Source organism: Olivibacter ginsenosidimutans, assembly GCF_039542865.1.
Classification (GTDB): domain Bacteria; phylum Bacteroidota; class Bacteroidia; order Sphingobacteriales; family Sphingobacteriaceae; genus Olivibacter; species Olivibacter ginsenosidimutans.
The window spans coordinates 215,908-230,899 of record NZ_BAABIQ010000008.1 but is presented as its reverse complement, the minus strand read 5'-3'; the positions used below and the strand labels follow the sequence as shown (position 1 = coordinate 230,899).

Sequence of the window (14,992 nt, the reverse complement as noted above, 5' to 3'; positions counted from 1 at the left end):
GCATAAAACTTCATAATAATTGATTCAAAAAAATGAATAAAAAAATAGCTTTAGTTGGCTTGCCCGCCCTTGCTTGTGTTTTATCGATGAGTTCGTGTACTACCGTTGGAGAGCATAAATCCAGTGCCGAACTTTATTATACGAATTATACCAAGGCCGATACGCAGGAATATGAGTTTTTACGTGAGGTATACCAGTTAGCTAATGACGAGATCAACTTTGCCGATGTTATTGCAAAAAGAGGTGCTAACACACAGGTAAAAGCTCTGGCTACTAATTTAAGCTCGGAATATAAAGGTATCCAGACAAAGCTGGCGGAAATCGGAAAAAATTCTGATGTGTTAATTCCTTTTGCCGGGGTAGCCCCATTAGCGTTATCCGAAGGATTGGATTCCGCGCAAGCGAACGTATTGGAGAAAGCATTTTTGGAGAAATCGATTCATAACCAAGAAGTGATTATTGAACACTTTGAACAGGCTTCCAGAAATACGGCGGTTGAGGTTAGGCATTATGCCGAAGAAACACTTCCTAAATTGGAAGAACAGCTAGAAAAAACAAAAGGTTTATTATAATCATAACGAACTTTTTAAGGCTCCTTTCGTTAAACGTTGGCGATTTTTTAACCCTTCCGCTGAGGGTTTTATAAAACTAAATCGATTCTACGTGCGGAATATTTTTGGTGGTATATACTAAAATTGCTAAGCTTATGTCAAAGTATCCAGTTATAACAGGTCTATTATCTTATGGGATGTCGGGAAGAATTTTTCATGCTCCGTTTCTGGAAACCAATACCCGATTTAAATTTAAAGCTGTTGTAGAACGGAGTAAGAAGCAAGCAAAACAACGCTATCCTCAGGTAATTAGTTACGATAGTGTTGACGAGTTGCTAGCCGACCCAACCATCGAATTAGTTGTTGTAAATACACCCAATCAAACCCATTTTGAATATGCAGAAAAGGCCTTGCTTCAAGGCAAACATGTGTTAATTGAAAAACCATGTGCAGCAACTAGTATGGAGGTTAAAGCATTATTTGACCTAGGGAGAAAGCAAGGAAAGCAGGTGATGGTGTTTCAAAATAGACGGTGGGATAGTGATTTTAAATTAGTCAAACAAGTGATTGAAAGCGGGGCGTTGGGCGAAATTAGTGAATTTCACGTGCGTTTTGATCGCTATAGAAGAGAGAAAAGCGCTAAGCTTTTCAAAGAAATTAATCAACCTGCTAGTGGTCTCACCTATGATTTAGGGCCACATTTGCTAGATCAGGTGATTTCTTTATTTGGTAAACCAAAAAATAGTCTAAAATTAACCTCTATACACCGAGAAGATTCAGAAGTTGACGATTCTTTTGCTTATATTCTTACGTATGACAAGGGACTTACGGTATTTGCCCATGCCAATTTATTGGTGGCTCAACCTTTACCGGCCTATGTTGTACATGGTACGAAAGGTTCTTTTCAAAAGACAAGGGCAGATGTACAAGAAGAACAGTTAGATCGTGGAATGTGGCCAACGGATCCGCAATTTGGCTTAGAATCGGTCGGACAAGAAGGTTTGCTTACGGTTATCAATAAGAATAACCAGAAGCAGATTTACTATAAAGAAGCATTAAAGGGAAATTATAAGGGATTGTTTAATGCCGTTTATGAACAATTGCGCAAAGACAAGCCCTATCCGATAACGGAAGAGCAGGTTATTTGGCAAATGGAATTACTTGAAAAAGAAAGCTGGAATAGATAGCTTCTTTGCCGTTTAGCTTTGATTATCTATAAAAAGTCATATTGCCTTAACTTTAACTTAACATTTTTATATAACCTTTGTTACCTAAGAAAAGGTAACCCAATTCATGTCTATATCTTTTAAGCGCAAAGCACCCTTTGTCAATAGAGAAATCAGTTGGTTATATTTTAATGAGCGCGTATTACAGGAAGCTGCAGATAAATCTGTACCACTGCTAGAAAGGTTAAAGTTTTTAGCCATTTTTTCGTCTAATCTGGATGAATTTTATCGGGTTCGGGTAGCAACCCTAAATCGTTTGGTCAACGTCAATACAAAAGCAAAAGAATTATTGGGATTTAATCCAAGAAAGGTGCTTCATGAGATAAAAAATATCGTTGTCAAACAAGAAAAGAAGTTTGAGTACCTGTATGAAAATGAAATCATCAAGGAATTAGCCGAAGAAAAAATTTTTATTATCAACGATAGGCAACTTAATGTTAACCGAGGGCAGTTTGTCCGGCAATATTTTCATGAACACGTACTACCAAACTTGGTACCCGTGATGTTAACCTCTGATGAGGACAAGCCATTTCCTGAATTAAAAGATAGACGAATTTATTTCTTAATCAAACTAAGCTATCGAAAGAAACTGAAATATGCCTTATTGGAAGTACCAACCAAGCACATGAAGCGTTTTTTGGTACTCCCAAACACCAATGAACTGAAATTCATCATTTTATTGGACGATATCATCCGATATTGTTTGGACGATCTTTTCTTTATCTTCAAATACGATGCTATTGAAGCTTATACGATTCAATTAACGAGGGATGCAGAGTTGGATATTGATACGAATGTAAGCGAAAAGTTTATTGAGAGTTTAAGCAAAAGTCTGCAACGTAGGGCAAAAGGGAAACCTATGCGGCTATTGTATGATGGTGAAATCCCCTTGGATATGCTTAATTTTTTGGTATCAAAGATGGATCTGAACAATGGGGTACTGATTCCGGCAAATCGCTACCATAATTTCAAAGATTTCATTGATTTTCCTAATGTAGCTGGAACTAAATTAACTTATGCGCCGTTAGCACCGTTAGTGGTAAAAGGCCTTGATTTGGGCGAGAGCATATTCAGCCAAATTGCCAAACGCGATTACTTGATAAACTTACCCTATCAATCTTTTGATTACATCATCCATTTCCTGCGTGAAGCAGCGATAGACCCAAAGGTCGTATCTATTAACATAAGTCTCTACCGGTTAGCGGAGAACTCAAAGATTATTAATGCTTTGATTAATGCTGCAAAGAACGGTAAAAAGGTAAGTTGTTTGGTAGAAGTTAAGGCAAGATTTGATGAAGAAGCGAATATTTTTTGGAGTAATAAATTGCAGGAAAGTGGTGTGCACGTAAATTATGGCTTGTTGACCTACAAAGTACATGCGAAAATATGCTTAATAAGCCGAAGGGAAAAGGGGCGATTGGTTTATTATGCTAATCTTGCCACTGGTAACTATAATGAAAAGAGCGCGCGGACCTATGGTGATCACAGCATTTTTACCATACATAAAGGAATTACGACCGATTTAAAAAGATTTTTTAAAGGTTTAGATAATAAATCATTTTATAAAGATTATCACTATATTATTACTTCTCCATTGGAAATGAGAACGCGTATCTATGCATTCATCGACCGGGAAATTGAGGAGGCAAGGCAAGGGCGGGAAGCGTATATGATATTAAAAATGAACAGTTTGTCGGATGAAGATATCATTTTAAAATTGTATGAGGCAAGCAATGCTGGCGTTAAAATCGATTTGATTGTTCGTGGCATGTGCTGTTTGGTGCCACAACAGGTAGGATATAGCGAAAATATACGGGTGATTAGTATTGTAGATCGCTTTCTTGAACATGCTCGGGTGTGGATTTTCTGTAATGGAGGAGAAGAGAACATGTATTTATCGTCTGCTGATTGGATGACCCGGAATATTGATCGGCGCTTGGAGGTGAGTTTTCCTATTCTAGATCCTTCTGTGCGGGAAGAAATAAGGGCGATTATTAATATCCAGTTAAAAGACAACATAAAAGCTCGCATCATTACGGCAAATAATGACAATAAGTATGTTAGAAAGCGGAAAAACGTACCTGACTGTCAATCGCAGTTAGCCACTTATGATTATTTGAAAACAAAATTAAACACGGCGTCGGAATAAAATAATAGATTATGAGATACGGAGCTATAGATATTGGATCGAATGCAATAAGATTATTGGTAGCAGATATTGTAGAGAATGGAGACGTGGTCTCTTTTAAAAAAAACACCCTTATTCGTGTACCGTTGCGATTAGGAGATGATGCCTTTATAGATAAGTTTATTTCGGGAAAAAAATCTACCGATCTGATTAAAACCATGACATCCTTTCGTCTACTGATGGACGTATATAAAGTAAGTCGTTATATGGCCTGTGCAACATCGGCCATGCGTGAGGCCACCAATGGGCAGGAGTTGGTTGGCAAGATAAAGGAAGTTGGTATCGATTTGGAAATTATTGACGGAGCCAAGGAGGCCAATATTATTTACAACAGTCATATTGAACAACAACTGGAGCGTAAACGAAGCTATTTGTATATTGATGTTGGTGGAGGGAGTACTGAACTCTCTGTCTTTAGCATGGGCTCTCTAATTGGATCCAAATCGTTTAATATTGGAACTATCCGGATCTTAGATAACCAGGACAGTGATGAAAATTGGCAGGAGATGAAAGCATGGGTGAAAGACCATACTAAAAATTGCAAGGGTATCATCGGAATAGGTACTGGAGGCAATATCAATAAGTTATACCGTCTCGCTGATGAGAAAGGAACAAAACCATTATCATTCAATAAATTGAAATCGCTCTATGAATACCTCAATTCTTTTTCATTAAAGGAACGGATCAATATCCTCGGATTAAATAACGATCGTGCAGATGTGATTATCCCCGCGAGCGAGATATTTTTGAATATTATGAAATGGGGTGGGGTGAAAACATTGGTTGTTCCACGATTAGGATTGGTTGATGGTATTATTCAAACGTTAATAGACAACCGATAAGTCTATAATGAAAATGGAATGAACGCCAATTTATGCTTAACCTAACAAAATTGGAAAAAGAATAGCCTATCTTCTGATTTTTTGTTAGATAATTTCTGCCGATATTATAAATATCCTAATTTTTAAGTATCTTTGGCGCCCGTATGAACAAGGAGAGTGTGTGACAGATTTCCATGCTGACGTTTTATGGTCATTGCAAAAAGGTACAACATGGCAATCTGGGTTTTTCCAAAAATGGATTGGCTTCCGCAGCTACCTCGTGGTTTTGTCATACACCCCAATAACGGTTGAGGGTGTTTAAAAAGAACAAATTATTTCGATGAAAATCTTAAAATTCGGTGGAACATCGGTAGGAAGTCCCGAGCGCATGAAAAAATTGCTTGACATCATCCAACCAGGTGAAGGACAGCAAATCGTCGTTTTATCTGCTGTGGCAGGTACAACCAATGCCTTAGTTGAAATAGCACAAGCTTTTATTGCTGGTGATAAACGAAAGGCCGAGGCGCGGATTAAGGGATTGCGTTCATCATATGACGCATTTATCGAAGAGCTGTTTACCACTGCGGAAGGAAAAGAGAATGGTAAAGCGCTAATTGATTACCATTTTAATTTCATTGAATCATTTGCACACGAACTATTTACACCAATTGAGGAGAAAATCATTTTAGCACAAGGGGAGTTATTATCCACTGCGTTATATCATTTTTATTTGACAGAGATCGGTGTTCGTTCAAAATTGCTTCCCGCCTTGGATTTTATGAAGATTGATGAGGATAATGAACCGCTTATCGATTATATAGGCGAGCACTTATCCGCCTTACTGGCAACACATAAAGATCATCAATTATACATTACGCAAGGTTATATCTGTCGAAATTCTTTCGGGGAAATTGACAATTTGAGACGAGGTGGAAGTGATTATACCGCTTCACTGATTGGAGCTGCTATACGAGCAGAAGAAGTGCAGATTTGGACGGATATTGATGGCATGCATAATAATGATCCGCGCATTGTTAAAGGAACCCAACCCATCGCGCATCTTACATTTGATGAAGCAGCTGAATTGGCTTATTTTGGTGCAAAAATATTACATCCGCAAAGTGTATTTCCTGCACAACGGTATAACATTCCTGTACGATTGCTAAACACGATGGATCCAGGTGCTTCTGGTACGTTGATCAGTAGAGACGGCGCGGTTCAGGGAGGCGTGCGTTCTATTGCAGCTAAAGACGGTATTACGGCTATACGGATTCATTCTTCTCGTATGTTATTGGCTTTCGGTTTTCTGAGAAAAGTTTTCGAAATTTTTGAACGCTATAAGACGCCGATCGATATGATCACGACTTCAGAGGTTGCCGTTTCATTAACGATAGATGACACCCGTTTTCTAGCGGATATTGAACGTGAGCTTAAGGATTTCGGTTCAGTGGAAATCGACGTCAACCAGACAATTGTTTGTGTAGTGGGCGATTTTAGTTTAAATACCCATGGCTATGCGTCAAGAGTGTTGGATGCTGTGAAGCATATTCCGGTACGAATGATCTCTTATGGCGGGAGTAATTTTAATATTTCACTACTCATCAATGCTGCTGATAAAGTAGAAGTATTGCGGTCATTACATAACCGTTTGTTTTAACCTTAAAAAGGCATGAGCCTACACCATACATGTTTAATAAAGCTACTATAGCTGCTTTTGGGCAGCGGGAAACACCTTTTTTTTATTATGATTTAACCTTACTGCAAGCAACATTGGATCGTGCACTAGCGGCTGCGGAAAATTATGGTTTTCATGTACATTATGCATTGAAAGCTAATTTCAATGAACGTATCTTACAATGTATTCAAAAAGCTGGTTTAGGAGCAGATTGTGTAAGCGGTAATGAAGTATTGAAGGCGGTACAAACCGGCTTTGATGTTAAGAAAATTGTTTTTGCCGGCGTAGGAAAATCAGATAAGGAAATTCTGATTGGTTTAGAACATGATATCTTTTGCTTCAATGTAGAATCTGTGCAGGAATTGGAAGTTATTGGAAAGTTGGCAAAAGAACATGGAAAGGTAGCTAAAATTGCGCTTCGTATTAATCCAAATGTCGACGCACAGACACATCAATATATCACTACTGGTTTAGATGAGAATAAGTTTGGCATCAAAACTTGGGAGTTAGCGGATTGTTTGGAAATTATCAAAAAATACGATTCGCTTGAATTCATTGGGTTACATTTTCACGTGGGCTCGCAGATTGTAGATCTGAACGTTTTTAAGAGCTTATGTGTGAAGGTGAATGAATTCAACAATTGGTTTGATGAACGTGGATATCGGTTAAAGGTGTTGAATGTAGGAGGGGGATTAGGCGTTAACTATGTTGATCCAGACAAAGAGCCTATTGTTGATTTTGCGGGTTATTTTGAAATTTTTAATCAATTTTTGGAGAGAAAAGGAAATCAAGAAGTGCATTTTGAACTTGGGAGAGCTTTAGTATCCCAATGTGGGAGTCTCGTTAGTCGCGTATTGTACGTCAAGAGGGGCTTAAAAAAACACTTTTTAGTATTAGATGCGGGGATGACAGAATTGATGCGGCCTGCATTATATCAAGCGTATCATAAAATTGAACATTTGTCGACTAATGCTGTTAAAGATGCAGAAGGGATTAAAGTAACTTATGATGTGGTTGGGCCGATATGTGAAAGTACGGATTGTTTCGGCAAGGAAGTGGAACTTCCAGAAGTTAATAGAGGAGATCTTATTGCTATTCGTACAGCAGGTGCCTATGGTGAAGTTATGGCTTCCCGATATAATTTACGGAATGAGATTAGGTATGTATATGATGATGAAATAACACCTTGAATGTAAGGGTTATATGCCGATTAATATCCCGGGTTTATTTAGAATAGGAATGCGGATTAAATTGGAATCAACAATACTTTCAGGTAAAAAAATAAATTTTTTGTCATAAATCGTGGTACCAATATAATAGCTGAGTAGGTATTCATTTGTTAAGCCAAATACCTGTTCAGCTATTGCTTCTATTAGGGCAGATGATTGCGCGGCTACGTCACCTATAAAATGGCGCAACACGGAAGTCTTCACTTCCCGTTCATCTTTGATGCCATAGCCCTTGCTGCTGATCAGGACGTTTTTAATGGTTTCCGCTTTTTGGTTAATTAAATAAACGTTCCAATTTCGCGCAAGTGGAGATTCATTTTCCAGCACCACGGCAATGTAAATGTCTTCTACAATATTTTCTGGAAGATCCTTCTTCATATGCCACAAGTTCTATTTTTTCTTCACCGTTTTACTTTTAACAGCTTTTGTTGGTGCTTTCTTTTTGCCTGTAGTAGGTGTTTTATGTTCTGCTTCAGCAAGAGATAAAATGTCAGCGTATGTAATTTTAGTGGCTTCTTTTCCTTTCGGGATTTTGATGTTTTGCTTACCAAAACGAATAAAGGGGCCCCATCGACCTTGTTCTATACGGGCTTCTGGATCTTCATCAAACGTTTTTATGATTTTCTCCAAATCTTTTTTACGTTTTAACTCAATAATCTCAATAGCCTGTGCTTCATCTACCTCCATAGGATCTAAGCCCTTTGGCAAAGAATAAAAGGCATTATTATGACGGATGTAGGGACCAAATCTGCCGACTGCTACAGTCATTTCTTTTCCTTCGTAATGGCCTACTTTCTTAGGAAGCTTAAATAATTCGAGGGCTTCTTCCAGGGTAATGGTTTCGATCATTTGTCCGTTACGCAAACTAGCAAAGGCAGGTTTTTCTTCATCTTCTGCTGATCCGATTTGTACGAGGGGACCAAAACGCCCGAGACGGACACTTACCTGTTTCCCTGTTTGTGGATCTATACCTAAAATACGTTCACTGCTTGCACGATCGGCATTTTCGATAGTATTCTTGACTTCTTGATGAAAAGGACCGTAGAAAGCATGTAACATGGCTGTCCATTCCTTTAGTCCATTAGCAATTTCATCAAATTCTTTTTCTACCGTTGCGGTGAAATTGAAATCAACAATATCCTTGAAGTGCTCCACTAGAAAGTCGTTTACCAGAATACCAATATCGGTAGGAAAAAGTTTAGCTTTTTCGGCTCCAGTAATTTCTGTTTTAGTGGTCGCTTGAATTTTCCCTTGTGCTAAGGTAACGACGCGATAATCACGCGCTTTTCCTTCGCGATCTTCCTTTACGACGTAGCCTCTATTTTGTATCGTGGAAATGGTAGGAGCATAAGTTGACGGTCTACCGATACCTAATTCTTCCAACTTTTTTACTAAACTAGCTTCTGTATACCGTGCTGGAGGCCTGCTGTATCGTTCCGTTGCTACCATCTCTTGTAAATGGAGTAGCTGGCCCTTTTGGAGTGGGGGAAGTAAGGCATTATCTCCAGATTCTTCCGTTGAAAGTTCGTTCTCTTCGTCTGTAGATTCAAAATAAACTTTTAAGAAACCGTCAAACTTCATTACTTCTCCATTAGCGGTAAACTCTTCTGGACGGGTAGAAATACTGATTTTAGCGGTTGTTTTTTCAAATTCAGCTTCGCTCATTTGGGAAGCTATTGCTCTTTTCCAGATCAGTTCGTATAAGCGACGTTCCGCATGGTCACCATCTATCGAATGCTGATTAAAATAGGTTGGACGTATCGCTTCGTGTGCTTCCTGTGCACCAGCAGATTTTGTTTTATATTGTCTTCTTTTATGGTATTGATTGCCATAAGCTGAGCGGATTTCTTGCTCAGCGGCTTGGAGTGCGGTATCACTCAAATTGACGGAGTCAGTACGCATGTAGGTGATTTTACCCGATTCGTATAAGCGTTGAGCGATACTCATGGTCCTAGCCACAGAAAAACCTAATTTTCTACTGGCTTCTTGTTGTAGAGTAGAAGTAGTGAATGGCGCTGCTGGATTACGCTTGCTGGGTTTGGTTTCTAGGCTTTTAACCGTATAATCCGCCTGAATACAGTCCTTTAAAAATTGTTCTGCCTCTCCGACAGTTGCAAAGCGCTGGGAAAGTTCGGCTTTAAATAATTCTTTTTTTTGTGTTCCGCTATAGAAAATAGCTACTACACGAAAAGCGGCTTCTGGTTCGAACTTATTAATTTCTCTTTCGCGATCAACCAATAATCGAACAGCGACTGATTGCACACGACCAGCAGATAAGGAAGGTTTAACTTTTTTCCAAAGTACGGGAGAAAGTTCAAAACCCACTAGTCTGTCAAGAACCCTTCTGGCTTGTTGGGCATTAACTAAATTAAAGTCAATCTTGCGGGGCTGTTCAATAGCTTTTAAAATGGCAGGTTTGGTTATTTCATGAAAAACAATCCGTTTAGTGCTGTCATCTGTTAAATTTAAGGTTTCATACAGATGCCATGATATTGCTTCTCCTTCCCGGTCTTCATCGGATGCTAACCATACCGTTTCGGCTGATTTCGCTAATTTCTTCAATTCGCTAACAACCGCTTTTTTGTCTGCTGGAACTTCATATTTTTGTGTGAAGTTATTCGCCGTGTCAATAGCATCGTCTGTTTTTACTAAATCACGGATGTGTCCATAACTTGACTTAACTAAAAAATCTTTACCTAAATATCCTTCTATTGTTTTTGCTTTTGCTGGTGATTCTACAATTAATAAGTTCTTTGCCATTCAGTATCTTGATTTTTGCAAATAAAGGGATTTATTCATGTTTTAGCAAACCGCTAGTGCCTTTTTTTGATAAAAAAGCCCGAGCCAGAAATTGACCAATTACCGTCATTACACAAAGCAAATAGGATGATGAAGCGATCTGGTGACATCAAAAACGCAGTTTTACAAAGACTTTTCGGCAACGGCTATAATTACTTTTTTTAGAAATGGTGCCTACATCAAAAATCCGCCACCGAGTAAATCACTACCTTCATAAAATACGGCAGATTGCCCCGGAGCTATTCCTTTAACGTGATGATGAAAATCCACTTTTATTTTTCCTTCTTCTTCCACGATATGGCTCAGCATACCTGCATCTTTATACCTAATTTTGGTGACAGCTTCTATAGGTGTTTCTAAATTAGCATATTTAACTAAGTTGAAGTTGCGTACATATGCTGTATTCCGATTGAGTTCCTCTTCGTTACCGAGCATAACGGTATTGCTTTCCGGCAAAATTTTAGTCACAAATACAGGTCGACCGAGCGCAATACCCAGGCCTTTTCGTTGTCCAATAGTGTAATAGGGATAACCCGCATGTTTTCCTACAACCGTTCCATCGGATAAGATAAAATTACCTTCACCGATCTGTTCATCAATGTCTTCTACCCGATGGCGTAAGAAAGCCCGGTAATCGTTATCAGGTACAAAACAGATTTCATAGCTTTCTGATTTGTTCGCCAGTTCGACTTGTCCCATTTCGAGCGCCATTTGTCGTATGGCTGTTTTGGTAAAACTACCCAAAGGAAATTTAGTGCGTGCCAGATTTTTTTGTGATACTCCCCATAGTACATAAGATTGATCTTTATGTTCGTCCAGCCCCTTGGAAATAACATAACGGCCATTATCCTGTAAGCGGATATTGGCGTAATGTCCAGTAGCGATGAATTCACAATCTAGTTTATCTGCCCGTTTTAGCAGTGCCTCCCATTTGATGTGGGTATTGCATAATACACAGGGGTTGGGGGTACGCCCAGCCAAGTATTCGTCAACAAAATTATCAATAACAAAGTCGCCAAACTCATCCCGGATATCTAAAATATAATGTGGAAAGCCATAGCCTACAGCTAAAGCCCGTGCATCATTGATGCTATCTAAACTACAACATCCCGTTTCTTTTGAAGAACCCCCTGAGGAGGCATAATCCCAGGTTTTCATGGTTAATCCAATCACTTCGTAACCTTGTTCATGAAGCATAACCGCGGCCACGGAACTGTCAACTCCGCCACTCATAGCCACTAAGATTCGTCCGTGCTTGCTCATAACTTTTAAATAATGGCGCAAAGATACGGCTAAAATTTAAGAATACCTTTGCTAGGTAGTCAGCTGATTGTAATTCTAGGCCCCTTGTCCTAGGTTTATGCTGAGTGCACCATCGATAGTCAATGTACTACCTGTCACGTAATCGCTTTCAGAGGAGGCTAAATAAACGGCCAATGGCCCCAACTCTTCTGGCTTGCCTGCCCGTTTCATCGGGATATGTTCTTCTTTTTCCTGGCGTACTTCTTTATTTTCGACCGCCTCCTGATTCATTCGGGTAAGAATCATGCCAGGCGCTATATTGTTTACACATACGCCTTTAGGTGCTAATTCTAAAGCCAGACTTTTGCTGAAATTTTTAAGTGCGCCTTTAGAAGCATTATAGTCGGCGTTTCCTGCTGTGCAAACTTCTTCATGTATCGAACTGACGATGATAATTTTGACACCGCTATAGTTTCCGGCCCGAAGGCGGAGAAATTCGCGACAACAAAAAAAGGTACCGTAAAGATTCGTCTTGAGACATCGGTCAAACACCTTAGTATCCATGTCTATTACCGGTACATTACTTCCATTAACACCTGCATTGCTGACCAAGATATCTATTTTTCCCAATTGTTTACTTGCTTTCTCAAAGACCTCTTGTACACTTTCTTCATCGCCGACGTCTAAAGCATACACGGCCACTTTAACTCCGAAACTTTTTAATTTTGCAACTACTTTTTTTGCGCTTTCTTCATCCGAGTGGTAGGTAACAATAATGTGGGCGCCTTCCGCCGCAAATGCTTCGGCAATTGCTTTTCCAATACCGGAATCTGATCCCGTAATTAATGCAACTTTGTTTTTTAATTTATCCATGTTATGCCTAATTTAATCCCGTATTTGTAACGTCTCTTCGCTTTAACACCCGACCGGAATCCAGATTTAAAAAATATAAACAATAACTTATTTTCTGAACAATAAAAAATTAAATTTGTTGGAATAAACATATGATATAAACAAACCTAAAATCCATGCAAAAAAAAGAAAGAAGAAGTAAAGCTTGGTTTTCCCGAGAAGGTAAAGAAGGATTTATTTATCGAGCTTGGATGAAAAATCAGGGCATTCCCCATGATATGTTTGATGGTAGGCCTGTAATCGGCATTTGCAATACATGGTCTGAGCTAACGCCATGTAATGCACATTTTAGGGATTTAGCAGAATCGGTTAAAAAAGGGGTTTTGCAGGCTGGAGGTTTTCCGGTTGAATTTCCGGTAATGTCATTGGGGGAGACACTCATCAAACCAACGGCGATGCTCTACCGAAATCTGGCCAGCATGGATGTAGAAGAATCAATTAGGGCTAATCCATTGGATGGCGTTGTTTTGCTCTGCGGTTGCGATAAAACAACACCTTCATTGTTAATGGGCGCTTGCAGTGTAGATATTCCAACAATTGTCGTTTCAGGCGGACCTATGTTAAAAGGGCACTGGAGAGGAATGGACATTGGTACTTCTGATGTTTGGCGTTTCGATGCAGCTTTTAAATTGGGTGAAATAACGGAAGAGGAGTTTATTGATGCTGAGGCATGCATGGCCAGAACCCAGGGGAACTGTGCTGTCATGGGAACGGCAGCGACTATGGCTACCATGGTTGAGGCTCTTGGTATGAGTTTGCCAAATAATGCAACGATACCTGCGGCAGATTCCCGACGAAAGGTATTGGCCCAACTGTCTGGCCGTCGTATTGTAGAGATGGTGGAGGACGATTTAAAACCGAGCGATATTCTGACAAGAGAAGCTTTTGAAAATGCCATCATGGTAAATGCTGCGATAGGAGGGTCTACTAATTTTGTGATCCACCTTTTGGCTATTGCTGGCCGATTAGGCATCGATTTGACACTAGATGATTTCGATCAACTTTCGCAGCACATTCCCCTATTGGCGAATATACAGCCTTCTGGAGCATTTTATGTGGAAGATTTATATTATGCAGGTGGAATTCCGGCGGTTGTCAATGAACTGAAACAATACCTGCATCTGACCGCTAAAACTGCTAATGGTTTCGCTATCGGTACCAATAGTGAAAAGGCCTCTATATATGATACAAATATCATTGCATCTATTGACAAACCTTTTAAGCCTGAATCGGGGATAGCGGTATTAAAAGGAAATCTGGCCCCCCATGGTGCTGTAATAAAGCCGTCTGCTGCAAGCCCGCATTTAATGACCCATCGGGGTAAGGCCGTTGTCTTTGAGACAATTGAAGATTATCATGCACGAATTGATTTACCTGATCTGGATGTAGATGAAAATTCGGTACTCGTATTAAAGAATGTGGGGCCAAAAGGTTATCCAGGTATGGCAGAAGTAGGGAATATGGCTTTACCGAAAAAGATTTTGGAAAAGGGAATTACCGATATGGTGCGGATCTCGGATGGTCGGATGAGCGGTACGGGTTTTGGTACCGTTATACTGCATGTATCACCAGAAGCTGCGGCCGGAGGGCCTTTAGCGTATGTGAAAAATGGGGATTATATTACGGTAGATGTGAAAAAACGTCTTGTTCATTTAGAGGTAAGTGATGAAGAGCTGGAACAGCGCCGGCAACATATGCCTTTGCTGCATCTATCAGTCGACAGAGGCTATGTAGGATTATATATTAAACATGTAGAACAGGCACATTTAGGAGCTGATTTAGATTTTCTACGTGGAGGATCGGGAAATGATGTGCCCAGGGATTCTCATTAAAAATCCATTTTTTCGACTTCTTCCGCTGTTTGTTCAATCTTATTCTTAAGCTCTTGTTTGAAGTTTAAGATATTTTGTGCGAGCTGCTCGTCTGCAGTAGCTAATATTTGGGCAGCTAATAATCCCGCATTTTTAGCAGCATTTAACGCCACAGTGGCTACCGGTATGCCGTTCGGCATTTGTAAAATGGAAAGGATGGAATCCCATCCATCAATAGAATTGGACGACTTTACAGGAACGCCAATAACAGGTAAATGAGTGATGGATGCAACCATACCGGGTAAGTGGGCTGCTCCTCCTGCACCAGCGATGATTACTTTTAATCCTCTGGCTGCCGCAGATTTAGCATATTCAAACATACGTTCTGGCGTTCTGTGTGCAGAAACGATCGAAACTTCTATGGATACTCCAAGTTCCTTCAGAATCCTAATCGCATCCTCCATTACAGGAAGATCTGATTTGCTTCCCATAATAATTCCTACAGCGGGAAATTGATTTGCATGCATAACGGTGAAAA

The 14,992-nt window shown here is 39.7% G+C and carries 12 protein-coding genes; 7 read left to right on the top strand and 5 right to left on the bottom strand.

Going from position 1 to position 14,992, the window contains the following annotated elements; genetic code table 11:
- The first annotated feature begins 32 nt into the window (after positions 1–32).
- The 6 genes from ABD930_RS08260 to lysA all read left to right on the top strand — a co-directional run bounded on the left by ABD930_RS08260 (position 33) and on the right by lysA (position 7,651).
- The gene (locus ABD930_RS08260; RefSeq protein ID WP_345231243.1) at positions 33–572 is read left to right on the top strand and encodes a DUF4142 domain-containing protein; all 540 of its coding nucleotides are present in this window, start codon (positions 33–35) and stop codon (positions 570–572) included.
- A 134-nt stretch (positions 573–706) separates the two neighbouring features.
- Entirely contained in the window at positions 707–1,738 is a 1,032-nt protein-coding gene (locus ABD930_RS08255) for a Gfo/Idh/MocA family oxidoreductase (RefSeq protein ID WP_345231242.1), read from the top strand.
- 106 nt (positions 1,739–1,844) lie between these two features.
- Positions 1,845–3,926, top strand: a complete 2,082-nt coding sequence (gene ppk1 / locus ABD930_RS08250) for a polyphosphate kinase 1 (RefSeq protein ID WP_345231241.1) — start codon at positions 1,845–1,847, stop codon at positions 3,924–3,926.
- Positions 3,927–3,937: 11 nt separating this feature from the next.
- Positions 3,938–4,807, top strand: coding sequence for a Ppx/GppA phosphatase family protein (locus ABD930_RS08245; protein ID WP_345231240.1), 870 nt, complete (start codon positions 3,938–3,940; stop codon positions 4,805–4,807).
- 319 nt (positions 4,808–5,126) lie between these two features.
- On the top strand, positions 5,127–6,443 hold the full coding sequence (locus ABD930_RS08240) for an aspartate kinase (RefSeq protein WP_345231239.1): 1,317 nt from the start codon (positions 5,127–5,129) through the stop codon (positions 6,441–6,443).
- 29 nt (positions 6,444–6,472) lie between these two features.
- Positions 6,473–7,651 carry a diaminopimelate decarboxylase gene (lysA, locus tag ABD930_RS08235; protein WP_345231238.1) on the top strand — a complete coding sequence of 393 codons (1,179 nt, stop codon included), beginning with the start codon at positions 6,473–6,475 and terminating at the stop codon, positions 7,649–7,651.
- Positions 7,652–7,660: 9 nt separating this feature from the next.
- Here lysA and ABD930_RS08230 read toward each other — a convergent pair whose 3' ends face one another.
- The 4 genes from ABD930_RS08230 to ABD930_RS08215 all read right to left on the bottom strand — a co-directional run bounded on the left by ABD930_RS08230 (position 7,661) and on the right by ABD930_RS08215 (position 12,604).
- The gene (locus tag ABD930_RS08230) at positions 7,661–8,068 is read right to left on the bottom strand and encodes a hypothetical protein (protein WP_345231237.1); all 408 of its coding nucleotides are present in this window, start codon (positions 8,066–8,068) and stop codon (positions 7,661–7,663) included.
- A gap of 12 nt (positions 8,069–8,080) precedes the next feature.
- Positions 8,081–10,450, bottom strand: coding sequence for a type I DNA topoisomerase (gene topA, locus ABD930_RS08225; protein ID WP_345231236.1), 2,370 nt, complete (start codon positions 10,448–10,450; stop codon positions 8,081–8,083).
- 213 nt (positions 10,451–10,663) lie between these two features.
- Complete coding sequence (mnmA, locus tag ABD930_RS08220; RefSeq protein WP_345231235.1) at positions 10,664–11,752, bottom strand: tRNA 2-thiouridine(34) synthase MnmA; 1,089 nt, start codon at positions 11,750–11,752, stop codon at positions 10,664–10,666.
- Between the two features lie 75 nt (positions 11,753–11,827).
- A complete protein-coding gene (locus ABD930_RS08215; RefSeq protein WP_345231234.1) occupies positions 11,828–12,604 on the bottom strand; it encodes an SDR family NAD(P)-dependent oxidoreductase in 777 nt (258 codons plus the stop codon).
- Between the two features lie 155 nt (positions 12,605–12,759).
- On the opposite strand from ABD930_RS08215, the gene ABD930_RS08210 reads away from it, so the two are divergent.
- Entirely contained in the window at positions 12,760–14,475 is a 1,716-nt protein-coding gene (locus ABD930_RS08210) for an IlvD/Edd family dehydratase (protein WP_345231233.1), read from the top strand.
- Here ABD930_RS08210 and purE read toward each other — a convergent pair.
- Positions 14,472–14,981, bottom strand: a complete 510-nt coding sequence (purE, locus tag ABD930_RS08205) for a 5-(carboxyamino)imidazole ribonucleotide mutase (protein WP_345231232.1) — start codon at positions 14,979–14,981, stop codon at positions 14,472–14,474. The two genes, ABD930_RS08210 and purE, sit on opposite strands and share 4 nt — an antisense overlap.
- Positions 14,982–14,992 lie beyond the last annotated feature (11 nt).

What these genes read in the sequence shown, in the direction of transcription:
- ppk1 (WP_345231241.1), top strand. Translation starts at nt 1,845, where the DNA reads ATGTCTATATCTTTTAAGCGCAAAGCACCCTTTGTCAATAGAGAAATC.
- ABD930_RS08215 (WP_345231234.1), bottom strand. Translation starts at nt 12,604, where the DNA reads ATGGATAAATTAAAAAACAAAGTTGCATTAATTACGGGATCAGATTCC.
- purE (WP_345231232.1), bottom strand. Translation starts at nt 14,981, where the DNA reads ATGCATGCAAATCAATTTCCCGCTGTAGGAATTATTATGGGAAGCAAA.
- mnmA (WP_345231235.1), bottom strand. Translation starts at nt 11,752, where the DNA reads ATGAGCAAGCACGGACGAATCTTAGTGGCTATGAGTGGCGGAGTTGAC.
- ABD930_RS08210 (WP_345231233.1), top strand. Translation starts at nt 12,760, where the DNA reads ATGCAAAAAAAAGAAAGAAGAAGTAAAGCTTGGTTTTCCCGAGAAGGT.
- ABD930_RS08230 (WP_345231237.1), bottom strand. Translation starts at nt 8,068, where the DNA reads ATGAAGAAGGATCTTCCAGAAAATATTGTAGAAGACATTTACATTGCC.
- ABD930_RS08240 (WP_345231239.1), top strand. Translation starts at nt 5,127, where the DNA reads ATGAAAATCTTAAAATTCGGTGGAACATCGGTAGGAAGTCCCGAGCGC.
- ABD930_RS08245 (WP_345231240.1), top strand. Translation starts at nt 3,938, where the DNA reads ATGAGATACGGAGCTATAGATATTGGATCGAATGCAATAAGATTATTG.
- ABD930_RS08260 (WP_345231243.1), top strand. Translation starts at nt 33, where the DNA reads ATGAATAAAAAAATAGCTTTAGTTGGCTTGCCCGCCCTTGCTTGTGTT.
- lysA (WP_345231238.1), top strand. Translation starts at nt 6,473, where the DNA reads ATGTTTAATAAAGCTACTATAGCTGCTTTTGGGCAGCGGGAAACACCT.
- topA (WP_345231236.1), bottom strand. Translation starts at nt 10,450, where the DNA reads ATGGCAAAGAACTTATTAATTGTAGAATCACCAGCAAAAGCAAAAACA.
- ABD930_RS08255 (WP_345231242.1), top strand. Translation starts at nt 707, where the DNA reads ATGTCAAAGTATCCAGTTATAACAGGTCTATTATCTTATGGGATGTCG.